Origin of the sequence: Aeribacillus sp. FSL M8-0235 (genome assembly GCF_038000355.1) — a bacterium.
Classification (GTDB): domain Bacteria; phylum Bacillota; class Bacilli; order Bacillales; family Aeribacillaceae; genus Aeribacillus; species Aeribacillus composti.
The window spans coordinates 2475728-2499302 of the sequence record NZ_JBBOBW010000001.1 but is presented as its reverse complement, the minus strand read 5'-3'; the positions used below and the strand labels follow the sequence as shown (position 1 = coordinate 2499302).

Annotated in this window: 18 protein-coding genes; 15 read left to right on the top strand and 3 right to left on the bottom strand. The window is 41.0% G+C overall.

The annotated features are described in order from the left end of the window. Positions 1 to 8: 8 nt before the first annotated feature. The 6 genes from dxs to spo0A all read left to right on the top strand — a co-directional run bounded on the left by dxs (position 9) and on the right by spo0A (position 7581). Positions 9 to 1910, top strand: a complete 1902-nt coding sequence (dxs, locus tag NSQ71_RS12090) for a 1-deoxy-D-xylulose-5-phosphate synthase (RefSeq protein ID WP_063388130.1) — start codon at positions 9 to 11, stop codon at positions 1908 to 1910. Continuing rightward, positions 1903 to 2736: a TlyA family RNA methyltransferase gene (locus tag NSQ71_RS12085; RefSeq protein ID WP_066247615.1), complete on the top strand. Its 834-nt coding sequence runs from the start codon at positions 1903 to 1905 to the stop codon at positions 2734 to 2736. Before dxs ends, NSQ71_RS12085 begins: the two co-directional genes overlap by 8 nt. Positions 2737 to 2803: 67 nt before the next feature. Further along, entirely contained in the window at positions 2804 to 3253 is a 450-nt protein-coding gene (gene ahrC / locus NSQ71_RS12080) for a transcriptional regulator AhrC/ArgR (protein ID WP_063388132.1), read from the top strand. Between the two features lie 21 nt (positions 3254 to 3274). Then, a complete protein-coding gene (gene recN, locus NSQ71_RS12075; RefSeq protein ID WP_327859091.1) occupies positions 3275 to 4999 on the top strand; it encodes a DNA repair protein RecN in 1725 nt (574 codons plus the stop codon). Between the two features lie 115 nt (positions 5000 to 5114). Further along, on the top strand, positions 5115 to 6404 hold the full coding sequence (spoIVB, locus tag NSQ71_RS12070) for a SpoIVB peptidase (RefSeq protein ID WP_144596806.1): 1290 nt from the start codon (positions 5115 to 5117) through the stop codon (positions 6402 to 6404). A 382-nt stretch (positions 6405 to 6786) separates the two neighbouring features. Further along, complete coding sequence (gene spo0A, locus NSQ71_RS12065) at positions 6787 to 7581, top strand: sporulation transcription factor Spo0A (protein ID WP_063388135.1); 795 nt, start codon at positions 6787 to 6789, stop codon at positions 7579 to 7581. A 20-nt stretch (positions 7582 to 7601) separates the two neighbouring features. Here the strand turns inward: spo0A and NSQ71_RS12060 are convergent, their stop codons facing one another. Next, a complete protein-coding gene (locus tag NSQ71_RS12060; protein ID WP_063388136.1) occupies positions 7602 to 7850 on the bottom strand; it encodes a DUF2627 domain-containing protein in 249 nt (82 codons plus the stop codon). A gap of 211 nt (positions 7851 to 8061) precedes the next feature. On the opposite strand from NSQ71_RS12060, the gene lpdA reads away from it, so the two are divergent. From lpdA to NSQ71_RS12030, 6 genes are all read left to right on the top strand, one after another. Further along, positions 8062 to 9483: a dihydrolipoyl dehydrogenase gene (gene lpdA / locus NSQ71_RS12055; protein ID WP_063388137.1), complete on the top strand. Its 1422-nt coding sequence runs from the start codon at positions 8062 to 8064 to the stop codon at positions 9481 to 9483. 17 nt (positions 9484 to 9500) lie between these two features. After that, positions 9501 to 10493 carry a thiamine pyrophosphate-dependent dehydrogenase E1 component subunit alpha gene (locus tag NSQ71_RS12050; protein ID WP_063388138.1) on the top strand — a complete coding sequence of 331 codons (993 nt, stop codon included), beginning with the start codon at positions 9501 to 9503 and terminating at the stop codon, positions 10491 to 10493. A gap of 13 nt (positions 10494 to 10506) precedes the next feature. After that, positions 10507 to 11490, top strand: a complete 984-nt coding sequence (locus NSQ71_RS12045; RefSeq protein WP_063388139.1) for an alpha-ketoacid dehydrogenase subunit beta — start codon at positions 10507 to 10509, stop codon at positions 11488 to 11490. A 30-nt stretch (positions 11491 to 11520) separates the two neighbouring features. Then, a complete protein-coding gene (locus tag NSQ71_RS12040; protein WP_340733987.1) occupies positions 11521 to 12756 on the top strand; it encodes a dihydrolipoamide acetyltransferase family protein in 1236 nt (411 codons plus the stop codon). A gap of 117 nt (positions 12757 to 12873) precedes the next feature. Next, positions 12874 to 13311 carry a BrxA/BrxB family bacilliredoxin gene (locus NSQ71_RS12035; RefSeq protein ID WP_063388141.1) on the top strand — a complete coding sequence of 146 codons (438 nt, stop codon included), beginning with the start codon at positions 12874 to 12876 and terminating at the stop codon, positions 13309 to 13311. A gap of 77 nt (positions 13312 to 13388) precedes the next feature. Then, the gene (locus NSQ71_RS12030) at positions 13389 to 14366 is read left to right on the top strand and encodes an aromatic acid exporter family protein (RefSeq protein ID WP_063388142.1); all 978 of its coding nucleotides are present in this window, start codon (positions 13389 to 13391) and stop codon (positions 14364 to 14366) included. A gap of 424 nt (positions 14367 to 14790) precedes the next feature. On the opposite strand, the gene prli42 is transcribed toward NSQ71_RS12030, so the two are convergent. Then, entirely contained in the window at positions 14791 to 14889 is a 99-nt protein-coding gene (prli42, locus tag NSQ71_RS12025; RefSeq protein ID WP_232515568.1) for a stressosome-associated protein Prli42, read from the bottom strand. A 147-nt stretch (positions 14890 to 15036) separates the two neighbouring features. Here prli42 and NSQ71_RS12020 point away from each other — a divergent pair, with 147 nt between their 5' ends. Continuing rightward, positions 15037 to 16158 (top strand): tripeptidase T, encoded by a 1122-nt coding sequence (locus tag NSQ71_RS12020; RefSeq protein WP_063388143.1) that lies wholly within the window; start codon positions 15037 to 15039, stop codon positions 16156 to 16158. A gap of 190 nt (positions 16159 to 16348) precedes the next feature. Here the strand turns inward: NSQ71_RS12020 and NSQ71_RS12015 are convergent, their stop codons facing one another. After that, positions 16349 to 17251 (bottom strand): LysR family transcriptional regulator, encoded by a 903-nt coding sequence (locus NSQ71_RS12015; protein WP_063388144.1) that lies wholly within the window; start codon positions 17249 to 17251, stop codon positions 16349 to 16351. Between the two features lie 128 nt (positions 17252 to 17379). On the opposite strand from NSQ71_RS12015, the gene gltB reads away from it, so the two are divergent. Continuing rightward, a complete protein-coding gene (gene gltB, locus NSQ71_RS12010; RefSeq protein WP_340733986.1) occupies positions 17380 to 21939 on the top strand; it encodes a glutamate synthase large subunit in 4560 nt (1519 codons plus the stop codon). A gap of 45 nt (positions 21940 to 21984) precedes the next feature. Continuing rightward, positions 21985 to 23466 carry a glutamate synthase subunit beta gene (locus tag NSQ71_RS12005; RefSeq protein WP_063388146.1) on the top strand — a complete coding sequence of 494 codons (1482 nt, stop codon included), beginning with the start codon at positions 21985 to 21987 and terminating at the stop codon, positions 23464 to 23466. Positions 23467 to 23575: the final 109 nt, after the last annotated feature.

Here is a 23575-nt window from a genome sequence, read left to right as displayed (position 1 = left end):
GATCCGTTTTGGATCTATTGTCCATCGAAAATCCAAAATTTCTGAAAAAGTTTTCAATAAAAGAACTGGAGCAATTGAGCGCGGAAATTCGCCAATTTTTAATTGAAAAGCTGTCAGTGACCGGCGGACATATTGGACCAAATTTAGGAGTAGTTGAGCTGACAATATCTTTACATAAAATGTTTGACAGCCCGAAAGATAAATTTATTTGGGATGTAGGTCACCAGGCGTACGTTCATAAAATTTTGACAGGCAGGGCGAAAGAGTTTGATACGTTGAGGCAGTATAAAGGATTGTCCGGTTTTCCGAAGCGTTCAGAAAGCGAGCACGATGTTTGGGAAACGGGGCACAGTTCAACTTCACTTTCTGCGGCAATGGGAATGGTTATTGCCCGCGATTTAAAAGGAACGGATGAATATATTGTGCCGATTATCGGCGACGGTGCTTTAACCGGAGGCATGGCGCTTGAAGCATTGAATCACATCGGCCATGAACAAAAGGATATTATTGTTGTGTTAAACGATAATGAAATGTCTATTGCTCCAAACGTCGGTGCTCTTCATCATATACTTGGAAGATTAAGAACAACAGGCAAATATCACTGGGTAAAAGAAGAGTTGGAATACTTGTTAAAAAAAATTCCAGCTGTCGGAGGAAAGCTTGCCTCAACAGCAGAACGGCTTAAAGACAGTCTGAAATATTTATTCGTTTCGGGCATGTTTTTTGAGGAGCTTGGCTTTACCTATTTTGGACCGATTGACGGACATGATTTTCAGGCATTGATGGAAAACATTAGTTATGCCAAAAAAACAAAAGGCCCTGTTTTGCTGCATGTTATCACGAAAAAAGGAAAGGGCTATTTGCCTGCCGAAAAAGACAAGGTTGGAACATGGCATGGAACAGGCCCGTATAAAATTGAAACAGGCGATTTTGTTAAACCGAAAATATCGGCTCCGTCTTGGAGTGAATTAGTAAGTGAAACAGTTCGAAAATTAGCGAGAAACGATGAAAGAATTGTTGCAATTACACCAGCCATGCCGGTTGGTTCGAAACTTGAAAAATTCCGAGAAGAATTTCCGGACAGAATGTTTGATGTCGGTATTGCCGAGCAGCATGCGGTGACGCTTGCAGGAGGACTTGCTGCTGCCAATATGAAGCCGTTTTTGGCAATCTATTCAACCTTTTTGCAGCGCGGTTATGACCAAATGGTTCATGACATTTGCCGACAAAACTTAAATGTGTTTTTCGGAATTGACCGCGCAGGACTCGTCGGAGCTGACGGAGAAACCCATCAGGGAGTATTTGACATCGCTTTTTTGCGCCATATACCAAACATTGTATTAATGATGGCGAAAGACGAAAATGAAGGACAGCATATGGTTTATACGGCTCTGAAGTACGATGAAGGGCCGATCGCTCTTCGCTATCCGAGAGGAACAGGATTGGGTGTGCCTCTTGATCCTGAGCTGAAAGAAATTCCAATCGGTACGTGGGAAGTTCTTTTACAAGGTAAAGATGCTGTCATTTTAACATTTGGAACGACGATTAAAATGGCATTGGATGCAGCGAAAGCACTTGCCAAAAATAATGTTTCCGTTCGAGTCGTCAATGCCCGCTTTTTAAAGCCGCTTGATGAGAAAATGCTTCTTGAGATTTTCAACGAAGGAATACCGATTTTAACAGTAGAGGAAGCAGTTCTTGAAGGCGGTTTTGGCAGCTCGGTATTAGAATTTGCTGAAAAGCATGGCTTTACAAATCTTACAATGAAAAGAATGGGAATTCCAGATCGCTTTATCGAGCATGGAAGCGTGGAAAAACTGTTAGAAGAGATTGGATTAACAAAAGAAGGAATAATAAAAAATGTGCTCGAAGTAATACCAAAAAAAGAAAAAGGAATCAAATATGGGTAAAAAGGAACGTTTAGATGTATTGCTTGTAGAAAGAGGACTTGCAGAAACGAGAGAAAAAGCAAAAAGGGCCGTTATGGCCGGGCTTGTTTATTCAAATGAAAAACGATTGGATAAGCCTGGCGAAAAAATTGATCGCGACATCCCGTTAACTGTAAAGGGAGATGCGATCCCTTATGTTTCAAGAGGCGGTTTAAAGCTGGAAAAGGCATTGAAACAATTTGAAATCAGTGTGGCAGGAAAAATTATGGTAGATGTCGGCTCTTCTACGGGTGGATTTACCGACTGCGCCTTGCAGAACGGCGCAAAATTATGTTATGCGGTGGATGTCGGGTATAATCAATTGGATTGGAAGCTGCGTCAAGATGAACGTGTCATCGTGATGGAACGGACAAACTTCCGTTATGTAAAGCCGGAGGATTTTCAAAAGGGGCTTCCGGAATTTGCTACCATTGATGTATCGTTTATCTCTTTAAAATTGATCCTCCCTGTTTTAAAAACCATTTTGGTGCCCACTGGTGAATGCGTCGCGCTAATTAAGCCGCAATTTGAAGCAGGAAAAGAAAAAGTCGGGAAAAAAGGAATTGTGAAGGATGCTCGGGTTCATGAGGAAGTTTTGCATGACATAACGGCCTTTGCAATCAATGAAGGATTTGATTGCTTACATTTATCGTACTCTCCGATCACTGGCAGCAACGGGAATATAGAGTTTTTGCTCCATTTGTATTGGGGAGGGGCAAAAGAAAAAGGTGACATAAAATTTACGGAAACAATTGAAGAAATTGTGAAAAACGCTCATTCCACGTTAAAAATAAAGAGACAGGGATAACGAATACAAGTTATTCCTGTTTTTCTATGAGATATCATAACAGGAAAGAGAATAGGGGTGGTCGCTAATGACAAAAGGACAGCGTCTTATTAAAATTAGAGAGCTTGTCACAAATTACGAAATCGAAACGCAGGATGAACTAGTTGAAATGCTGAAAAATTTAGGTTTTAATGTCACCCAAGCAACCGTATCCCGCGACATCAAGGAGCTCCATTTAGTGAAGGTTCCGACATCTGATGGACGTTATAAATACAGCCTGCCCGCAGATCAGCGCTTCAATCCCCATCAAAAGCTGAAAAGAGCATTGATGGATGCGTTTGTTAAAATCGATTCTGCCGGACATTTGCTTGTGATGAAAACAATGCCGGGAAATGCTCATGCAATTGGTGCATTAATTGATAATTTGGACTGGGAAGAAATATTAGGGACAATTTGCGGCGATGACACGATTTTAATTATATGCAGGAAGAATGAAGACACCAAAACGTTGACGGAAAAATTTTTGGACATGCTTTAACAAGTTTGGGGTGAAAATGCGATGTTAGCGGAATTGTCGATTAAAAATTTTGCCATTATTGAATCCCTATCTCTTTCTTTTGAAAAAGGGCTGACAGTGCTGACGGGAGAAACAGGTGCTGGGAAATCGATCATTATTGATGCTATATCTCTTCTTGTAGGAGGACGCGGTTCTTCTGAATTTGTCCGAGCCGGTGAAAAGCGCGCTGAATTGGAAGGGTTGTTTATATTGGAAGAAGAGGACCATCCGTGCTTGAAAAAATGCCATGAATTAGGAATAGATGCTAGTGAAGGCATGATTGTTTTAAACCGGAATATCTCCGCTAACGGAAAAAGCATTTGCAGAATTAATGGAAAGCTTGTCACAATCGGAATTCTCCGGGATATTGGGAGCACATTAGTCGATATACATGGACAGCACGATCATCAAGAGCTGATGGACGAGCAAAAGCATCTTCATCTTCTCGACGAATATGGCGGCGAAGAAGTGAAAAAAGCAAAGGATGCATACGTAAAGCTTTATAAAAAATACGCGGACTTAACAAAGCGGTTAAAAGCCCTTTCAGAAAATGAGCAGCAGATGGCGCATCGATTGGATTTATTGAAGTTTCAATTAAAGGAAATTGACGATGCCGATTTAAAAATGGATGAAGATATAAAGCTTCAGGAAGAACGGCAGGAAATGTTAAATTTTGAAAAAATTTATGAAGCCTTGAAAAATAGCTATGAATCGCTGCAAGGAGAGCAGCGCGGGCTTGATTTTTTACGACTTGCCATGAATCATTTAGAAGAAGCAGCAGAATTTAATAAACAGTTAAAAGAAATGTCCGAAACGCTGTCGAACAGTTTTTACGTTGTAGAGGATTTAACATTTCAGCTTAGAAATGAATTAGAACGCATGGAATTTAATCCTGATCGGTTAAATATGATAGAGGACCGCCTCCATGTCATTCATCGGTTAAAACGAAAGTACGGGCAATCAATCAAAGACATTTTGCAATATAGAGATGAAATTGAAAAAGAGATCGATACGATTGAAAACCGTGATAGCCATATTCAAACGCTTAGAAATGAGCTTAAATCTGTCGTCGAAGAACTGCTGACAAAATCCCAACATTTAACGGCAATAAGAAAAAAATATGCAAACAAGCTAACTGCTCAAATCACATCTGAATTAAAACAGCTGTACATGGATAAAACTACATTTAAGGTTCAATTTTCGCAGAAAGAGGCCCAAGATTCCGCTTTGATCGATGGAATTCCAGCGAAATTTGGAAGTGACGGCATGGATTTTGTGGAATTTTACATTTCCACCAATCCAGGCGAACCTCTTAAGCCTCTTGCGAAAATTGCTTCCGGCGGGGAATTATCAAGAATCATGCTTGCCTTAAAAACGATTTTTTCCAAGCATCAAGGAATTACTTCCATCATATTTGACGAGGTGGATACTGGTGTAAGCGGCCGTGTCGCCCAAGCGATCGGAGAAAAAATTTATCAGGTGTCGATTAACTCTCAAGTGCTATGCATCACACATCTTCCTCAAGTTGCAGCGATGGCAGACAACCATCTATTAATTGCTAAGGAAGTAAGCAAAGAGGGAAGAACGAAAACAAAGGTTATTCCGCTTTCTGAAAAAGAAAAAATTGCAGAAATCGGCCGGATGATTGCTGGAGCGGAAGTGACGGAATTGTCGAAGCAGCATGCAAAAGAGCTGTTGGATCTGGCTATATCGGTGAAATCCTCCTAGCGGAAATAATTTCTTTAAGAAAAAGTTATAAATGACCTCGCTCAAGGAAAAATTATTAGATGTAGCCATGTGAAATAGTCATATGGTGTGGGTTAGGAGCGAGGAGAGTGAAGAAATGACTTTAGAATACATCAGAAAAATAATTGGTACGATTCTCCTTGTTTCTTTAATCAGTTTAGGCTTTTCAAAAGAGGTGCGACAATATTTACACATTCCGAAAACAATCACCATTTTTGAAAATGACGTTTATACAATAGAAAAAAATGTTATTCCAGCTCAAGCTCAAGTTCAGGATGTTCAAAACGCTTTCAAAGTGTCGGAAAGCGGGGACGAATTGCAGCTAAAAGGCACGAAATCTGGAGATGGACAAATTCTCTATGAAATAAAAGGCATGCCGGTTAAAAACGTGAATGTCAAAGTTCTCCCGGAATTAAAGGTAATTCCTGGAGGCCAATCGATCGGTGTTAAGTTAAATACACTTGGTGTTTTAGTAGTCGGCTTTCACCAAATTGAAACTGAAGCCGGAAAAAAATCACCGGGTGAATCGGCAGGTGTAGAAGTCGGCGATATGATAACAAAAATTAATGGGACAAAAATAGAAAAAATGAGTGATATTATTCCATTTATACAAGAAGCAGGAAGAACAGGCCGCCCTTTAGCGATCGAAGTAAAACGCAACAACAAAGTTCTCAACACGAAATTGACACCAGTCAAAGACAAAAGCGACAAAACGTATCGTATCGGTCTCTATATACGGGATTCTGCAGCAGGCATTGGAACGATGACGTTTTATGATCCGAAATCAAAAAAATACGGTGCTCTTGGGCACGTTATATCAGATATGGATACAAAAAAACCGATTGTGGTTGAAAACGGAAAAATTGTCCGGTCTACGGTAACGTCGATTGAAAAAGGAAGAGGCGGAAGTCCAGGTGAAAAATTAGCAAGATTTTCAGAAAAACATGAAGTGATCGGCTCTATTTCAAAAAACAGTCCATTCGGCATATTTGGCAGGCTGAATCAAGAAGTGAAAAACGGAATTATGGACAAACCGATACCAGTTGCTTTTTCACATCAAGTGAAAGAAGGTCCTGCACAAATTTTAACAGTGGTAGATCAAAATAAAGTGGAAGCATTTGATGTAGAAATTGTCAGTACCGTTAATCAAAAGTTTCCTGCAACAAAAGGTATGGTCATAAAAGTGACAGATAAGGAGTTGCTTAAGAAAACAGGAGGCATTGTTCAAGGAATGAGCGGCAGTCCAATCATTCAAGATGGAAAGCTGGTTGGCGCTGTGACTCATGTATTTGTCAATGATCCGACATCTGGTTACGGTGTTCACATTGAATGGATGCTGCAAGACGCAGGGATTAGTATGGACGAAAAGCAGCAAAAAGCGAGTTAACGCACTCGCTTTTTCTTATTACATGATGCAGCGTTCTTAAATAAATCCTTTTGCGAAAAACGTCACGTTCACATAAAGGAGTTTTGTGAAGTGGGCTGTTTGCTTTAAAAGCAAGGGAAGTGTACTGGCTCAATCAAGCGAAAATTTATGTATAAACTTATTTAATTCGACATACATATTTATTACAAAAACGCTGTTTATGTTTGTTAGAGGAGAATTTTGCTTGAAATCGAAAACTTTATTCATAATAAGAAGAACTTTGAAAAAACACATAATTTTTCACTTTTTTTAAAAAAGGAAAAGGATTCTCTGTAAAGTTGTCGAAAATATCTTGTAGATCAAACAATGTATAATTTTGTAAAGAGGATTGGGAGGAGTGCGTGTGGAAAAAATTAAAGTATGTATCGTTGATGATAATCGAGAGCTTGTTGCCCTTTTGGATGAATATTTATCCAGCCAGGAGGATATGGAAGTAATCGGCGTTGCTTACAATGGTCAGGAATGTTTAAATATTTTGAATGAAAAAAGCCCGGACGTCCTTGTTTTGGATATCATTATGCCCCATTTAGATGGATTAGCAGTACTGCAAAAGCTCAAGGAGCTAAACAAAGCGAAAAAGCCGAACGTAATCATGTTAACTGCTTTTGGCCAGGAGGATGTAACGAAAAAAGCGGTCGACCTAGGGGCTGCTTATTTTATTTTAAAACCGTTCGATATGGAACAGCTGGCTGGAAATATTCGTCAAGTGAGTGGAAAGCCTTCGCCTCTAATGAAAAATATATCTTTACATAAATCTGGCTCTGCTGTTTCTGAAAATAAAAATGACAATCTAGACGCTAGTATTACAAGCATTATTCATGAAATCGGGGTTCCTGCGCACATCAAAGGATATTTATATTTAAGAGAAGCGATTTCCATGGTTTATAATGATATCGAGCTGTTAGGATCGATTACAAAAGTGCTTTATCCAGATATTGCGAAAAAATTTAACACAACGGCAAGCCGTGTGGAACGTGCTATCCGCCATGCTATTGAAGTAGCATGGAGCCGCGGCAACATTGAATCTATCTCATCGCTGTTTGGCTACACAGTCAGCATGTCAAAAGCCAAACCGACGAACTCGGAATTTATTGCAATGGTGGCAGATAAATTGAGATTGGAGCATAAGGCCTCCTGAAAAAAAAGTAACCGCTGAGCCTAACGGCGGTTACTTTTTTTCTGAAAACGCGGCTGAACTCGATTGCGTTTTCTATCTCTATGCAAAATAAATCCTCCTATAAAGAACAATCCTGCTAGGAAAAATAATAAACCCATTAAAAATTGCAGCCATAAGTAAGGAAACGGGGGCTGTAAAATGCCAAAAAGCATGTCTCTCATTAATTTAATTCCGTAAACCGCCAGGATCCCTGGAATCACCATAATCAACAATGCAATAAGCCTTATCATTTGACTTTATATCCCTTTCTGTTAAAATAGAGCGAATCAATTTCATTTTTACGATCATATTACAATTTGTCAATACAAATAAACATGTTATGATGAAGATATGCCATTTTATTAACGATGAATGGACAAGGAGCATACGTCTTTTCTATATAAATATTTTTAAAAATCGGTTTTTTAGCATACATAGAAGAGATGAAGGAAGGAGAGTTTCATGGCCAAAGAATATGATGTAGTGATTTTAGGAGGAGGAACGGCAGGATATGTTACAGCGATCCGGGCATCCCAGCTCGGAATGAAAACAGCTATTGTTGAAAAATCAAAGCTTGGAGGGACCTGTTTGCATTCGGGCTGCATCCCGAGCAAAGTTTTATTGCGAAGCGCTGAAATATTTGCTCAATCAAAAAAAAGCAGCGACTTTGGAATCGAGCTGTCCAATGTTCAAGTCAATTTTGATAAAGTGCAGGAGCGGAAGGAAAAGATAGTTTCTCAACTTTATCAAGGGGTCAGGCAATTAGTCAAAAAGGGAAAGATCGATGTGTTTCATGGCATCGGACGAATTTTAGGTGCGTCCATCTTTTCTCCGCAGCCGGGAACAGTTTCTGTAGAGATGGAAAACGGGGAGGAAAACCAAATTTTACTTCCGAAATACGTTATTATTGCAACTGGATCGCGCCCTCGTGAATTGCCTGGATTAACGATTGACGGCGAGACTATTTTGACGTCAGATGAAGCATTGCAATTACAACGCCTTCCTTCATCTATGATCATTGTGGGCGGCGGAGTGATTGGAATGGAATGGGCATCTATGCTCTCTGATTTCGGAGTTGAAGTCACGATCCTTGAAATGGCGGATCGAATTTTGCCGTCAGAAGATATTGAAATAAGTAAAGAAATGGAACGGCTAATGAGGAAAAAAGGAGTCCGCATTTTTACGAATATATCGATTTTGCCTGAAAAAACAGAAATACAAAACGGAATCACAGTGTTCATCGAACAGGATGGACAAGAAATCAGTTTGCACAGTGAAAAACTGCTGTTGTCAATAGGGAGAAAAGGGAACACAGAAGGAATTGGATTGGAAAATACCGAAATTGAAATCCATAATGGCTATATTGTGACAAACGAGTTTTATCAAACAAAGGAATCAAACATCTATGCAGTCGGTGATGTCATCGGCGGTCTTCAGCTTGCCCATGTCGCATCGCAAGAAGGAATACGCGCCGTAGAACATATTGCAGGAGAGAATGTTTTGCCAATTGACTACAAAAAAGTCCCTAAATGTATTTATTCGAATCCTGCAGCTGCAAGTATCGGTTTAACAGAACAAGAAGCGAGGGAAAAAGGCTATACCATCAAAATCGGAAAATTTCCTTTTCAAGGAGTTGGAAAAGCGCTCATTTATGGAGAACCGCAAGGGTTTGTCAAAATTGTCGCAGATGAAAAGACCGATGATCTTTTAGGAATTCATATTATCGGACCAAATGCAACAGAGCTGATTTCTGAAGGAAGTTTAGCAAGCTTTCTCGATGCAAGCTCTTGGGAACTCTCCCGTACGATTCATGCCCATCCAACATTGTCAGAAGGGATAATGGAAGCGGCTCTTGCGGTAAATGGCAAAGCAATACATATATAAGCTAGGGAGGTCTTGTCATGCCCAAAAATCGTCATCAGTCTTTAGGTTTAACGGATCAGGACGTATTAAACATGTATGAAACGATGCTTCTTGCAAGAAAAGTGGACGAACGGATGTGGCTTTTAAACCGAGCAGGAAAAATCCCATTTGTCATCTCATGTCAAGGGCATGAAGGCGCTCAAGTTGGTGCAGCCTTTGCCTTGGACAAAACAAAGGATTATATCTTGCCTTACTACCGTGATGTAGGCGTTGTCCTGCACTTTGGAATGACCGTGAAAGAATTAATGCTATCAGCATTTGCAAAAGCGGAAGACCCGAATTCCGGGGGCAGGCAAATGCCAGGACATTTCGGCCAAAAGAAAAATCGGATTGTAACTGGTTCATCCCCTGTTACAACTCAAGTTCCTCATGCAGCTGGGATCGCCTTAGCAGGAAAAATCGATAAAAAGGATTTTGTCACATTTGTTTCCTTTGGGGAAGGATCATCGAACCAAGGAGATTTTCATGAAGGGGCGAATTTTGCTGGAGTACATAAATTACCTGTCATTTTGATGTGTGAAAATAACCAATACGCCATCAGCGTTCCGATTCAAAAGCAATTAGCTTGCGAAAAAGTGTCAGACAGAGCAGCAGGGTACGGCATGCACGGGGTGACTGTAGATGGAAACGATCCTCTTGAAGTGTATAAAGTTGTGAAGGAAGCGAGAGAAAGAGCTGTCCGAGGAGAGGGACCGACATTGGTTGAAACGCTTGTGCACCGCCTTACACCCCATTCGAGCGATGATGATGATCGGAGCTACCGGACAAAAGAAGAAATCGAAGAAGCTAAGAAAAAAGATCCGATTTATACGTTTGCATCCTATTTAAAAGAAATTGGATTGTTAACAGAGGAATTGGAACAAAATATGCAGACGAAAATTGCAAGCATAATCGATGAAGCAACTGATTATGCAGAAAATGCGCCTTATGCGGCTCCGGAACATGCACTGAAACATGTGTATGGAAACTGAAGGAGGAAAAAAGATGCCAATTATGTCATATATCGAAGCAGTTACAGCTGCACTTCGTGAGGAAATGGAGCGAGATGAAAAAGTATTTCTACTAGGAGAAGATGTCGGGAAAAAAGGAGGAGTTTTTAAAGCGACTCAAGGGTTATATGAACAGTTTGGAGAAGAGAGGGTAATCGATGCTCCCCTTGCTGAATCTGCTATCGCTGGCGTTGGAATAGGAGCGGCCATGTACGGAATGCGCCCTGTTTGTGAAATACAATTTGCTGATTTTATTATGCCGGCTGTCAATCAAATTATTTCAGAAGCAGCGAAAATACGGTATCGCTCCAACAATGACTGGAACTGTCCGATTACGATTCGGGCGCCGTTTGGCGGAGGAGTGCACGGTGCTTTATACCATTCTCAGTCTGTTGAAGCGGTATTTGCCAACCAGCCCGGTTTGAAAATTGTCATACCTTCTACGCCGTATGACGTAAAAGGATTATTAAAAGCAGCGATACGCGATGATGATCCTGTCTTATTTTTTGAACATAAGCGGGCATACAGGCTCATTAAAGGGGAAGTTCCGGCAGATGATTATGTTTTGCCGATTGGAAAGGCGGATGTCAAGCTGGAAGGGGATGACATTACCGTTATTACATATGGATTGTGCGTTCATTTTGCTCTGCAGGCAGCTGAACGATTAGAAAAAGATGGAATTTCTGTCCACCTTTTAGATTTAAGAACGGTATATCCGCTTGATCAGGAGGCTATTATTGAGGCCGCTTCAAAAACCGGCAAGGTGCTTCTCGTGACTGAGGATAATAAAGAAGGCAGTGTAATGAGCGAGGTATCCGCCATTATTGCAGAGCATTGTTTGTTTGATCTTGATGCACCAATTAAACGGCTTGCAGGCCCGGATGTACCTGCGATGCCATTTGCACCGACAATGGAAAAATTTTTTATGATGAATGCAGAAAAAATTGAAAAAGCGATGAGAGAATTGGCAGAGTTTTAAAGTTGACCCTAATCTCAAGGAGGAATCAACGTGCTAATCGAAGAAATGAAAATGCCTCAATTAGGAGAAAGCGTGACAGAAGGAACAATCAGCAAGTGGCTCGTCTCCATCGGCGATAAGGTCAACAAATATGATCCCATTGCAGAAGTTATGACGGATAAAGTAAATGCAGAAGTTCCTTCATCATATACAGGTGTAATTAAAGAGCTTTTAGCTGAGGAGGGAGATACTCTCCAAGTTGGTGAAGTTATTTGCAGAATTGAAGTGGAGGCTGTGGCGGTTGAACAAGAAAAAAACATTCAGCCAAAAGACAGTCTTTATGCTAATGACCATCAGTCGGCTGAAAAAGAAGAAACGGAAAAGAAGACTATGAAAAACAGGTATTCTCCGGCAGTGCTTCGGCTAGCTCAAGAACATGATATTGATTTAGAAAAAGTCAACGGAACGGGAGCTTTCGGAAGAATTACCCGAAAAGATGTGTTGAAGCTGATTGAAGCAGGTAATATACCGAAAAAGGGCTCCTTGATCCAAGAAACGAAATCCTATAAATCACCTAAAACAGCCGGTGATACTGAAATTCCTGTTTCTGGGGTGCGCAAAGCCATTGCTCAAAATATGGCGCGAAGCAAAACAGAAATTCCCCATGCTTGGATGATGATTGAGGTCGATGTAACTGGGTTAGTTGAATTAAGAAATTCGATCAAGGAAGAATTTAAAGCAAAAGAAGGTTTTCCTTTAACATTTTTCCCGTTTTTTGTGAAAAGCGTTGCAGAAGCGTTGAAAGAATATCCGCAAATGAATTCGACTTGGGCGGGGGATAAAATTATTCAAAAGAAAGACATTAATATTTCGATCGCTGTTGCAACAGATGATGCGCTTTATGTACCAGTTATTAAACATGCTGATGAAAAATCCATTAAAGGAATTGCTCGAGAAATTAACGAGCTTGCTTTAAAGGTTAGAACGGGAACGATTGAAGCGAAGGAAATGGAAGGCGGCACATTTACCGTTAACAACACAGGTTCATTCGGCTCTATTCAATCAATGGGAATTATTAACTATCCACAAGCGGCTTTGCTGCAAGTAGAAACGATTGTGAAAAGATTAGTTGTCATGAAAAACGGAATGATCGCCGTGCGCGATATGGTGAATCTCTGCCTTTCTCTCGATCATAGAGTATTAGATGGGGTAGTATGCGGAAGATTTTTGCAAAGAGTAAAACAAATATTAGAAGGTATTTCGAAAGAAACGACATCCGTATATTAGTCCTTTGAGTTATTAGAAATAATGCTTAAGCAACATTGGTTAACATTTGCTTCAAAGATTGCTGTTATTGTAAGATAACAATATAATGGTGAAAAAAAGGGAAAGGGGTGCGAATGAATGAGCATCGATTTTAATTTCTTCATGAACGACATAGTTCGCCAAGCGCGTGAGGAAATCGTTGCCGCTGGCTATACGGAATTGAAAACACCGGAAGAAGTGGATGAAGCTTTAACGAAAAAAGGAACCACTTTAGTAATGGTTAATTCTGTTTGCGGCTGTGCAGGCGGAATCGCAAGACCGGCTGCATATCATGCGCTTCATTATGATAAACGTCCTGATCAATTAGTGACTGTATTTGCAGGTCAAGATAAAGAAGCTACGGAACGAGCTAGATCTTATTTTACCGGTTATCCGCCGTCTTCTCCATCTTTTGCGCTGCTCAAGGATGGAAAGCTCGTTACCATGATTGAACGCCATGAAATCGAAGGACATGAGCCGATGTCTGTTGTCCAAAAATTGCAAGAGGCATTCGAGCAATATTGTGACGAAGTATAAAAAGAAAAGGCTGCCATTTTTAGATGTGGCGCCTTTTTTATTTCGAAAAGAGAATAGGCAAATGATGGTGATGAGTAATGAGAAAATTTAAAATCGGTTATCGTACGTTAAAAACAGCGATAGGTGCTTCTCTATCGATATTTTTAGCACAGCTGATGGATTTAAACCATTTTGTTTCCACCGGCATCATCGCGATTCTTTGTATTCAAGTAACAAAAAAGAAATCATTGAAAAGCGCTTGGTCCAGGTTTTTTGCTTGTATAACGGGAATGATGTTTTCTTTTCTTTTTTTTGAAATTTTTGGTTACCATCCAATTGTCATTGGATTTCTGTTGCTTTTTTTCATACCGACAATGGTGCTTTTTAAAACGACAGAAGGCATTGTAACGAGCGCTGTTATTATTTTGCACTTATATGAAGCAGGTCAAATAACGCTGGATATTGTTCAAAACGAACTTTTGATTATTGTGACAGGGATCGGAGTAGCGCTCTTAATGAATCTGTATATGCCGAGCTTGGAAAATGACCTTAATGTTTATCGAAAAGAAGTAGAAAAAAACTTTGCGGTTATTTTTGAAAAAATTGTAGCTTTTTTAAGAGAAGGCGACTATACGTGGGATGGAAAAGAAATTCCTGAGACAGCCGATCTCATTGAAAAAGGGAAAGGATTGGCGCTCCGAAATGTAGAAAATCGTTTGCTAAGACATGAAGACCAATATTATGCATATTTTAAAATGAGAGAAAAACAATTTGAAATCATTGAACGAGTGCTGCCGACGTTCACGATGATCACCGCAAACGTAGAACAAGCGCACCTTATTGCACAGTTTATTGAAGAGTTAAAAGACAACATTCATTCCGGAAATACAGCAAAGAAATTTTTAAAAAAGCTAGATGACATCAAAAAAGAGATGGAAAGGGCACCGCTTCCGAAAACAAGAAAGGAATTTGAAACGAGAGCAAGGCTTTATCATTTTTTATATGAAATGGAGCAATATTTAATTATTAAAAGCCAGTTTAAAGGTCTTGCCGACGCCAAAAAAGGAAAAGGATGAAGCGCTTGTCATTGAGCACAATAAAACGAGAGATCGTGTCAATGCTTTTTTCGTACATATGTTTAGAAGAAACGCCTTTATGAGCTGCACTTTTCAAAATACAAACAGAAGAATGGACCGTGTCTGCTGAAAAAAATCGGCTAAGAATGTTCACCATATCGGTTCGCATGATCTGAAAATATTCGTGAACAGCTATGGAATAAATCAGCGTGATCTGTAAAAAAATTCGCGGCAACGATGCCAAAAGTCCGCAGCGGACGAGATTGATTTTGCGAAAATGAATGTGCGGAATTCATGGACTTTATCGGAAAATATGTAACAAAAGGTAGTATGAGGACGAGCAATCGAGAGAGGAAGCACCGATTTGAAAGAAATTGTTTTTCACCAAACAGCCTATGTGGTGTAAAAAGTGCATGTTGAATTTTTAAAGCCACATAGTGATGCCTGTTAAAATTGAGGTGATCAGCAATGAACCTAACATAATATAAACAACCCACTTTTGCATTTTTTTGCTTGTCATCATGATTCCCTCCACATACATGATTTATAAAACATTGTACAACGATTTTTTAGAGGGGACAACCTTCATCGACAGCTTCTTTTTGATTTCACAAGCGGAATCAAAATCGGTTACACTAAACATGAATACATAATTAGGAGGAAAGACAAAATGGTTCAGGAAAACCGGCTAGTGAATGAATTTTTAGAACTCGTGAAAATTGATTCAGAAACAAAATTTGAACGGGAAATAGCAAATGTATTAAAGCAAAAATTTACCGAGCTTGGACTACAAGTAATAGAAGACGAATCAATTGAAAAAACAGGACATGGAGCAGGAAATTTAATTTGTACGCTAGAGGCGACGAAAGAAGGCGTTGATACGATTTATTTTACCTCTCATATGGATACGGTCGTACCTGGAAAAGGGGTAAAACCTTCTATACAAAACGGATATATTGTGACGGACGGAACAACGATTTTAGGCGCTGATGATAAAGCGGGCCTTGCCGCAATGCTGGAAGCGGTGCGTGTATTAAAAGAAAATAACATTCCTCACGGGAAAATCGAGTTTGTCATTACGGTTGGAGAAGAATCAGGTTTAATTGGGGCAAAAGCGCTTGATTCAAAACTGATTACCGCGCAATACGGGTATGCATTGGACAGTGACGGAAAAGTTGGAGACATTATTGTTTCGGCGCCGACACATGCAAAAATTAAAGCGACGATTCACGGAAAAACCGCTCATGCCGGGGTTGCGCCAGAAAAAGGAATTTCCGCTATTACGGTTGCAGCAAAAGCAGTTGCCAATATGCCTTTAGGCCGAATCGATGAAGAAACAACGGCAAATATCGGCCGTTTTGAAGGGGGAACGCAAACAAATATCGTATGCGACCGCGTTGATATTTTAGCTGAAGCGCGTTCACTTGTACCTGAAAAATTGGAGCAGCAAGTACAAAAAATGAAGGAAGCTTTTGAAACAGCAGCTGCCGAAATGGGAGCAAAAGCAGAAGTGGATATTAACGTAATGTATCCCGGATTTACGTTTACCGATGAAGATAAGGTCGTTCAAATTGCTAAAAAAGCTATCAAAACAATCGGCAGAGAGAGCAGATTGTTAAAAAGCGGGGGCGGAAGCGATGCGAATATTATCGCTGGCTTCGGTATTCCGACTGTTAATCTTGCTGTTGGTTATGAGGAAATTCATACAACAAATGAAAAAATGCCGATTGAGGAGCTTGTCAAAACAGCAGAATTAGTTGTCGCCATTATAAAAGAGGTAGCAAACCAATAGAGCTTTGAAAATTTGAAGCCGGAAGCTCGTCACTCAGCAAACGATCCGATGTGCCAGGCCTTAGGCTTCATAATAAGAATTGACAGCTCCAAAACATCTGCAAGACCTCTGATAGTTTTTACAACCTCCGGCTTCTATAATATTGACAGCCGTTCCGCTCTTCCAGCGTCGTGTTGGAAGAGCATCTTTTTTATTGATATTTTTCTAGTACTGAGAAAAACTCTTTAGCAAATTGATAAAAAACTTTAACGGACGGGGCCAGCTCGTAATTTTTCGATATAATAATGCCGACATTTCTGCTTACACGAGGCATTTCAATCGGAATTTTTACCGTAAAACGAGGCATTGTTTCATAAAAAGTGCTTTCAGGCAGCAATGTTACGCCAATTTCTGCCGATACGAGCCCTTTGATGGCATCTAAATCTTCCCCTTCCGATGAAATAATTGGGGAAAATCCAGCCTGTTGACACGCTTCATGCACGATTTTATGCAGAATATAACCTTCTGGAAACGTCACAAACGGTTCATTACGTAATTCAGTCAGCACTAAGCTTTTTTTGTGCGCAAGCGGATGATTGTGCGGCAAAAGGGCTGCAAAGGATTCCGTAAATAAAATATCCCCTTTCACATCGTTGTCATCCGTCGGAATAGGACCGAGAAAAGCTAAATCGATTTCTCTTTTTTTGACGGCTTCAATTAAATATTTATAAGAACCTTGTCGCAAATGAAAGGAAACGTTCGGGTGTTTTGCTTTAAAAGCGGAAATAACAGTCGGCATTGTATGGCTTGCCAAGCTGGTCGGAAAGCCGATTTTAACTGTTCCTCTTTCCGGATCCAAAAATTCTTCAATTTGCTGTTTGGCGTGTTCGATCGCTTTTAAAGCCGTCTCGACATGGGGCAAAAAATGACGTCCAATTGGAGTAAGCTTAACATTCCTTCCTTCCCTTTCAAAAAGCTCCACTCCGAGCTCCGCCTCTAAATTTGCTATTTGCCTGCTGATAGCCGACTGTGCGACATGAAGGGCTTCAGCAGCTTCTGAAACATGCTCCCGCTTCGCAACCTCCCAAAAATATATAAGCTGTCTCAGTTCCATTTGACTCACCCCCAAGCAATTTATATCAAAATGAGATTATTATTATCTAAATTATATATTGTTAATATTATTTTTGAAAACTACAATTATACATACAGACTTATCGGCATGAGAATGGGGGAGAAGAGATGAAACAGATAGGATTACCAAAGGCACAAGGTCTCTATCGTCCTGAATTTGAACATGATGCATGTGGGATCGGTTTATATGCTCATCTGAAGGGGAAACCTTCTCATGATATTGTCAAAAAAGGCCTTCACATGCTTTGTCAATTGGAGCACCGCGGCGGACAAGGAAGCGATCCGAAAACTGGAGACGGTGCAGGCATTATGGTTCAAATTCCGCACAATTATTTTAAAGTTGCTTGCGGACGAATGAACCTTCCAGAAAAAGGACGATATGGAGTCGGAATGGTCTTTTTGCCGAGTCGTGAACATGATCGGATACATTATGAAACAGAAATCAATAAAATCATTGAAAAAGAAGGACAAATATTATTAGGTTGGAGAACTGTGCCGGTAAATTCTGAAAAGATCGGTTGGCTTGCAAAAGAGAGCAAACCTTTCATCAGACAAGTATTTATTGGGGCGAGCGATGATATTCAAGACGAGCTTACTTTTGAGAGAAAGCTGTATGTTATTCGGAAACAAGCAGAACGTCTTGTTCAAAATAATGAATTTTATTTTGCAAGTTTATCAAGCCGGACAATTGTTTATAAAGGTCTCTTGACGCCTGAACAATTAGATGAATTTTATGTAGACTTGCAGGACGAGAGATTTCAATCAGCTTTTGCTCTAGTCCACTCCCGATTCAGCACCAATACGTTCCCAAGCTGGGAAAGAGCGCATCCAAACAGATATTTAATCCATAATGGCGAGATCAACACATTGCGCGGCAATGTGAATTGGATGGCTGCAAGGGAAAAGCTGTTTGTTTCAGACGTTTTCAGGGATGATTTGACAAAAATCACACCTATTTTAGATATGAACGGAAGCGATTCATCCATTTTAGACAACGCTTTTGAATTTTTTGTGCTGGCAGGGAAAAAGCTGGCGCACGCGGCGATGATGCTTATTCCTGAACCGTGGTTTTGGGATGATGAAATGGATGATGATAAGAAAGCATTTTATGAGTTTCACAGCTGTTTTATGGAGCCGTGGGACGGTCCAACGGCCATCTCGTTTACAGACGGAAAGCAGATCGGAGCTATTTTGGACCGCAATGGACTTAGACCAGCCCGCTACTATGTGACGAAAGATGATTACATTATTTTCTCATCAGAAGTCGGTGTGATTGATGTTGAACCGGAAAATGTGCTTTATAAAGACCGGCTGAGTCCAGGAAAAATGCTGTTGATTGACTTGGAAGAAGGAAGAATCATTTCTGATCAGGAAATCAAAGAAGAAATCGCCAAAGAAAAACCATATCGCCAGTGGATCAATGATCAGATGATTTCTATTTTCGACATCAATGTCCCTGAAGATGTTGAAAAGGTTGACGATCTAACCAAACTCCAAAAAGCGTTTGGTTATACGTATGAAGATGTTGAAAAAACAATTGCAGCAATGGTGATCGATGGAAAAGATCCGATCGGCGCAATGGGAAATGATACTCCTCTTGCAGTGCTGTCAGATCGCCCGCAAAGCTTGTTTAATTATTTTAAACAATTGTTTGCCCAAGTAACGAATCCTCCGATTGATGCGATTCGTGAATCGATCGTCACTTCTACGATGACACTGTTAGGAAAAGAAGGAAATATTCTCGATCCTGATCCATCAGCAGCACGACGCATTCGCTTAGAATCTCCAATTCTTTCGAATGAAGAACTCGCTGCTTTGAAAAATAATCCGTATCCTGAATTTAAATGCGTCACTTTGCCAGCTTTGTTTAAAGATGATTTGAAAAATGCATTAGATCAGCTCTTTCAAGCTGCTGATGAAGCGGTGGAAAACGGCGCTACACTTCTAGTTTTATCAGATCGCGGAGTAAATGAAGAATATGCAGCAATTCCAGCACTGCTTGCCGGAAGCGCTCTGCATCAATATATGGTGAAAAAAGGAACCCGCACGAAAGCAAGCATTATTGTTGAATGCGGAGAAGCGAGAGAAGTGCACCATTTTGCGGCTCTAATAGGATATGGTGTAGATGCGGTCAATCCTTATTTAGCTTTAGAAACAGTGCGAAATGCTGTTCAAAAGGGAACGATTCCATATTCATATAAAGAAGCAGTAAAAAGATTTAAAAAAGCGGTGACAGACGGGGTCGTCAAAGTCATGTCAAAAATGGGAATTTCTACGATTCAAAGCTACCGCGGAGCCCAAATTTTTGAAGCGGTCGGCATTGGAGAAGAAGTTATCGAGGAATACTTCACTGGAACAGCCTCGCAAATTGGAGGAATCGGATTAAAAGAAATTGAAAAAGAAGCGAAAATGCGTCATGCTCAAGGATTTAAAACAACTTATCGAGATGAAACGCTCGATCCAGGCAGCGAATTTCAATGGAGAAGAAACGGAGAACACCATGCATTCAATCCGAAAACGATCCATACGCTGCAATGGGCATGCCGGAAAAACGATTATAAGTTATTTAAAGAATACTCGAAGATGGCCAATGAAGAGCAAGTGACGTTTTTGCGCAACTTGTTTGAATTCAATGAATCTAGAAAACCGATTCCTATTGAAGAAGTTGAGCCGGTGGAATCGATCGTACGCCGCTTTAAAACAGGAGCAATGTCCTTCGGTTCCTTAAGCAAGGAAGCGCATGAAGCATTGGCGGTTGCGATGAACCGCATCGGTGGAAAAAGCAACAGCGGTGAAGGTGGAGAAGATCCGAACCGCTATGTTCCAGATGAAAATGGAGATTTGAAGCGAAGTGCCATAAAACAAGTAGCTTCCGGCCGCTTCGGCGTGAAAATCCATTATTTAGTCAATGCTGACGAGCTGCAAATTAAAATGGCTCAAGGAGCAAAGCCAGGTGAGGGCGGACAGCTGCCAAGCAAAAAGGTGTATCCTTGGATCGGAAAAGTTCGCGGCTCTACACCGGGTGTGGAATTGATTTCACCGCCTCCGCACCATGACATTTATTCAATTGAAGACTTGGCGCAGCTTATTCATGATTTGAAAAATGCGAATAGAGATGCCCGAATCAGCGTCAAGCTTGTTTCAAAAGCTGGAGTAGGAACGATTGCTGCTGGAGTTGCGAAAGGTGCAGCGGACGTTATTACAATCAGCGGCTATGACGGCGGTACCGGGGCATCTCCAAAGACGAGCATTAAGCATGCCGGACTTCCGTGGGAGCTCGGCCTTAGTGAAACACATCAGACGCTTATGCTCAACGGATTGCGTGACCGAGTCGTTCTTGAAACAGACGGCAAGCTGATGACAGGCCGTGATGTTGTGATGGCGGCATTGTTCGGGGCAGAAGAATTTGGTTTTGCAACCGCTCCTCTAGTCGTTCTAGGATGTGTCATGATGCGTGTATGTCATCTTGATACATGTCCAGTCGGAGTGGCAACGCAAAATCCTGAACTTCGTGAAAAATTTATGGGCAAGCCAGAGCATGTTGTTAATTTCATGTATTTCATCGCGCAGGAAGTTCGCGAAATCATGGCAAGCCTCGGATTCCGAACTATTGATGAAATGGTTGGAAGAGTAGATGTATTGAAGGTTAGCGACCGTGCAAAAAAACATTGGAAAGCAAAGCATCTTGACCTATCCCGCTTGCTTTATCAAGTGGAGGGTTCGCGAACATTTGCACGTCCGCAAAACCATAAAATCGACCAGTCATTAGACGTGAACGAAGTATTGCCGAAAGTTGAAGAGGCAATTAAACGGAAAGAAAAAGTTGAACTCCATTTGAACATTAAAAATGTGAACCGCGTCGTTGGAACCATTACAGGCAGCGAAATTGCAAAACAATATGGCGAAGAGGGGCTGCCGGAAGATACGATCAATCTTCATTTCTACGGCTCAGCAGGTCAAAGCTTTGCTGCGTTTGTACCGAAAGGAATGACGATGACGCTTACTGGCGACGCCAATGATTACATTGGAAAAGGCTTATCCGGCGGAAAAGTAATTGTCCGTCACCCGAAAGAAGCATCTTTTGCATCAAGTGACAATGTCATTATTGGAAATGTGGCGTTCTACGGTGCAACGAGCGGTGAAGCATATATTCAAGGGCGAGCCGGCGAAAGATTTTGTGTAAGAAACAGCGGTGTGAATGCTGTTGTTGAAGGTGTCGGCGATCACGGTTGTGAATATATGACCGGAGGACGTGTTGTCATTCTCGGATCTGTCGGCAAAAACTTTGCAGCTGGTATGTCCGGAGGCATTGCTTACGTATTGGCGGATGATCAGGAGAAATTCAAACGAACAGCCAATAAGGAATTAGTGTTATTTGAATCTCTTGAAGATGAAGAAGAAATCCGCACTGTATATGACATGATTTCGAAGCATTTCCAATATACAGAAAGTCCAAAGGCCCGGCATATATTAGATCACTGGGAAGAGTATGTCGGAAGATTTATTAAAGTGATACCTAGAAACTACAAATTAATGATCAGCACGATTGAAAAAATGGAAAATTCAGGTCTTACGAAAGAAGAAGCTGTACTTGCAGCATTTGAAGCGGTTGCGAATGAGAAAACAACCGCCGGTGAACCATTCGCTTTACAGGCTGTTGCAAATTAACCTCATTGCGCACCTAGTGAATGGATGAAAAGGAGGGGGAGACTCGTGGGAAAAGCAACAGGTTTTATGGAGTATGTACGCGAAGAAGAGAAAAAACGTGATCCGCTTTCCCGCCTTGATGATTGGAAGGAATATTCATTCCCGTTTTCAAATGAAACACTTGCCAGACAAGGTGCCCGCTGCATGGACTGCGGGACTCCTTTCTGTCATATGGGAATGGAGATTAACGGCTTAACATCAGGTTGTCCGATTCATAATTTAATCCCTGAATGGAATGATCTTGTTTATAGAGGTAGATGGAAGGAAGCGCTGGACCGTCTTTTAAAAACAAATAATTTTCCTGAATTTACCGGAAGGGTTTGCCCTGCACCGTGTGAAGGATCTTGTACGGTTGCGATTTCAGATCCTGCTGTTGCCATTAAAGGCATCGAGCGCGCAATAATCGATAAGGGCTTTGACGAAGGATGGGTTCAGCCGAGAATTCCTGAAAAGCGCACAGGTAAAAAAGTCGCTATTGTTGGGTCAGGTCCTGCCGGTCTGGCATGTGCGGATCAATTGAACCAAGCGGGACATTCCGTTACGGTTTATGAGCGGGCTGATCGAATCGGCGGGTTATTAATGTACGGTATTCCGAATATGAAGCTTGAGAAGGAAATTGTTGAAAGAAGAGTACGTCTTTTAGAAGAAGAAGGAATTACGTTTATAACTAATACGGAAGTAGGCAAAGACATCACCGCTGATGAGCTTCGCTCCCAATATGATGCTGTTGTTTTATGCACAGGAGCGCAAAAGCAGCGTGATCTTGTGATTGAAGGAAGAGAATTAAACGGCGTGCACTTTGCGATGGATTATTTAACAGAAACGACGAAAAGCCTGCTCAATTCTAATTTTGCAGACAAAAAGTTTATTGATGCAAAAGATAAGCATGTCATCGTCATTGGCGGCGGTGATACAGGTGCTGACTGTGTAGCGACAGCATTGCGGCAAAAGTGTAAAAGCGTTGTGCAATTTGGTAAACATCCAGCCTTGCCGAAGGAGCGGGCGGAAGGCAATCCATGGCCTCAAGCTCCGCTGGTCTTTACGTTAGATTATGCATATGAGGAAGCTAAAAGCAAATTCGGACAGGATCCTCGTCAATTTTGCATCCAAACAAAGAAAATTGTCGGCGATGAAAATGGCAATGTAAAAGAATTGCATACGATTCAAATGGAAAAATCATTTGATGAAAACGGCAATGCGGTGTTTAAAGAAATACCCGGCACAGAAAAAGTATGGCCGTGCGATTTAGTCTTTATCGCAATCGGTTTTGAAGGGCCGGAACAGCCTGTTCTGAAGCAATTTGGCGTTGAAACGGTAAACCGGAAAGTGAACGCTCCGTACGGCAAATTTACAACAAATGTAGAAGGCGTATTTGCTGCAGGTGACGCAAGAAGAGGACAGAGCTTGATTGTCTGGGCGATTCATGAGGGAAGAGGTGCCGCAAGGGAAGTGGATCGCTTCTTAATGGGAGCGACGAATTTACCTTAAAATTATATTTTGAAATCCCGGGGCTGTCTAGAAAGTCCAATCGCCATTGAAAATAAAAATCATAAACACCGATATATCAACGTTTCTAAAACATTAATGGGGGCGTCAA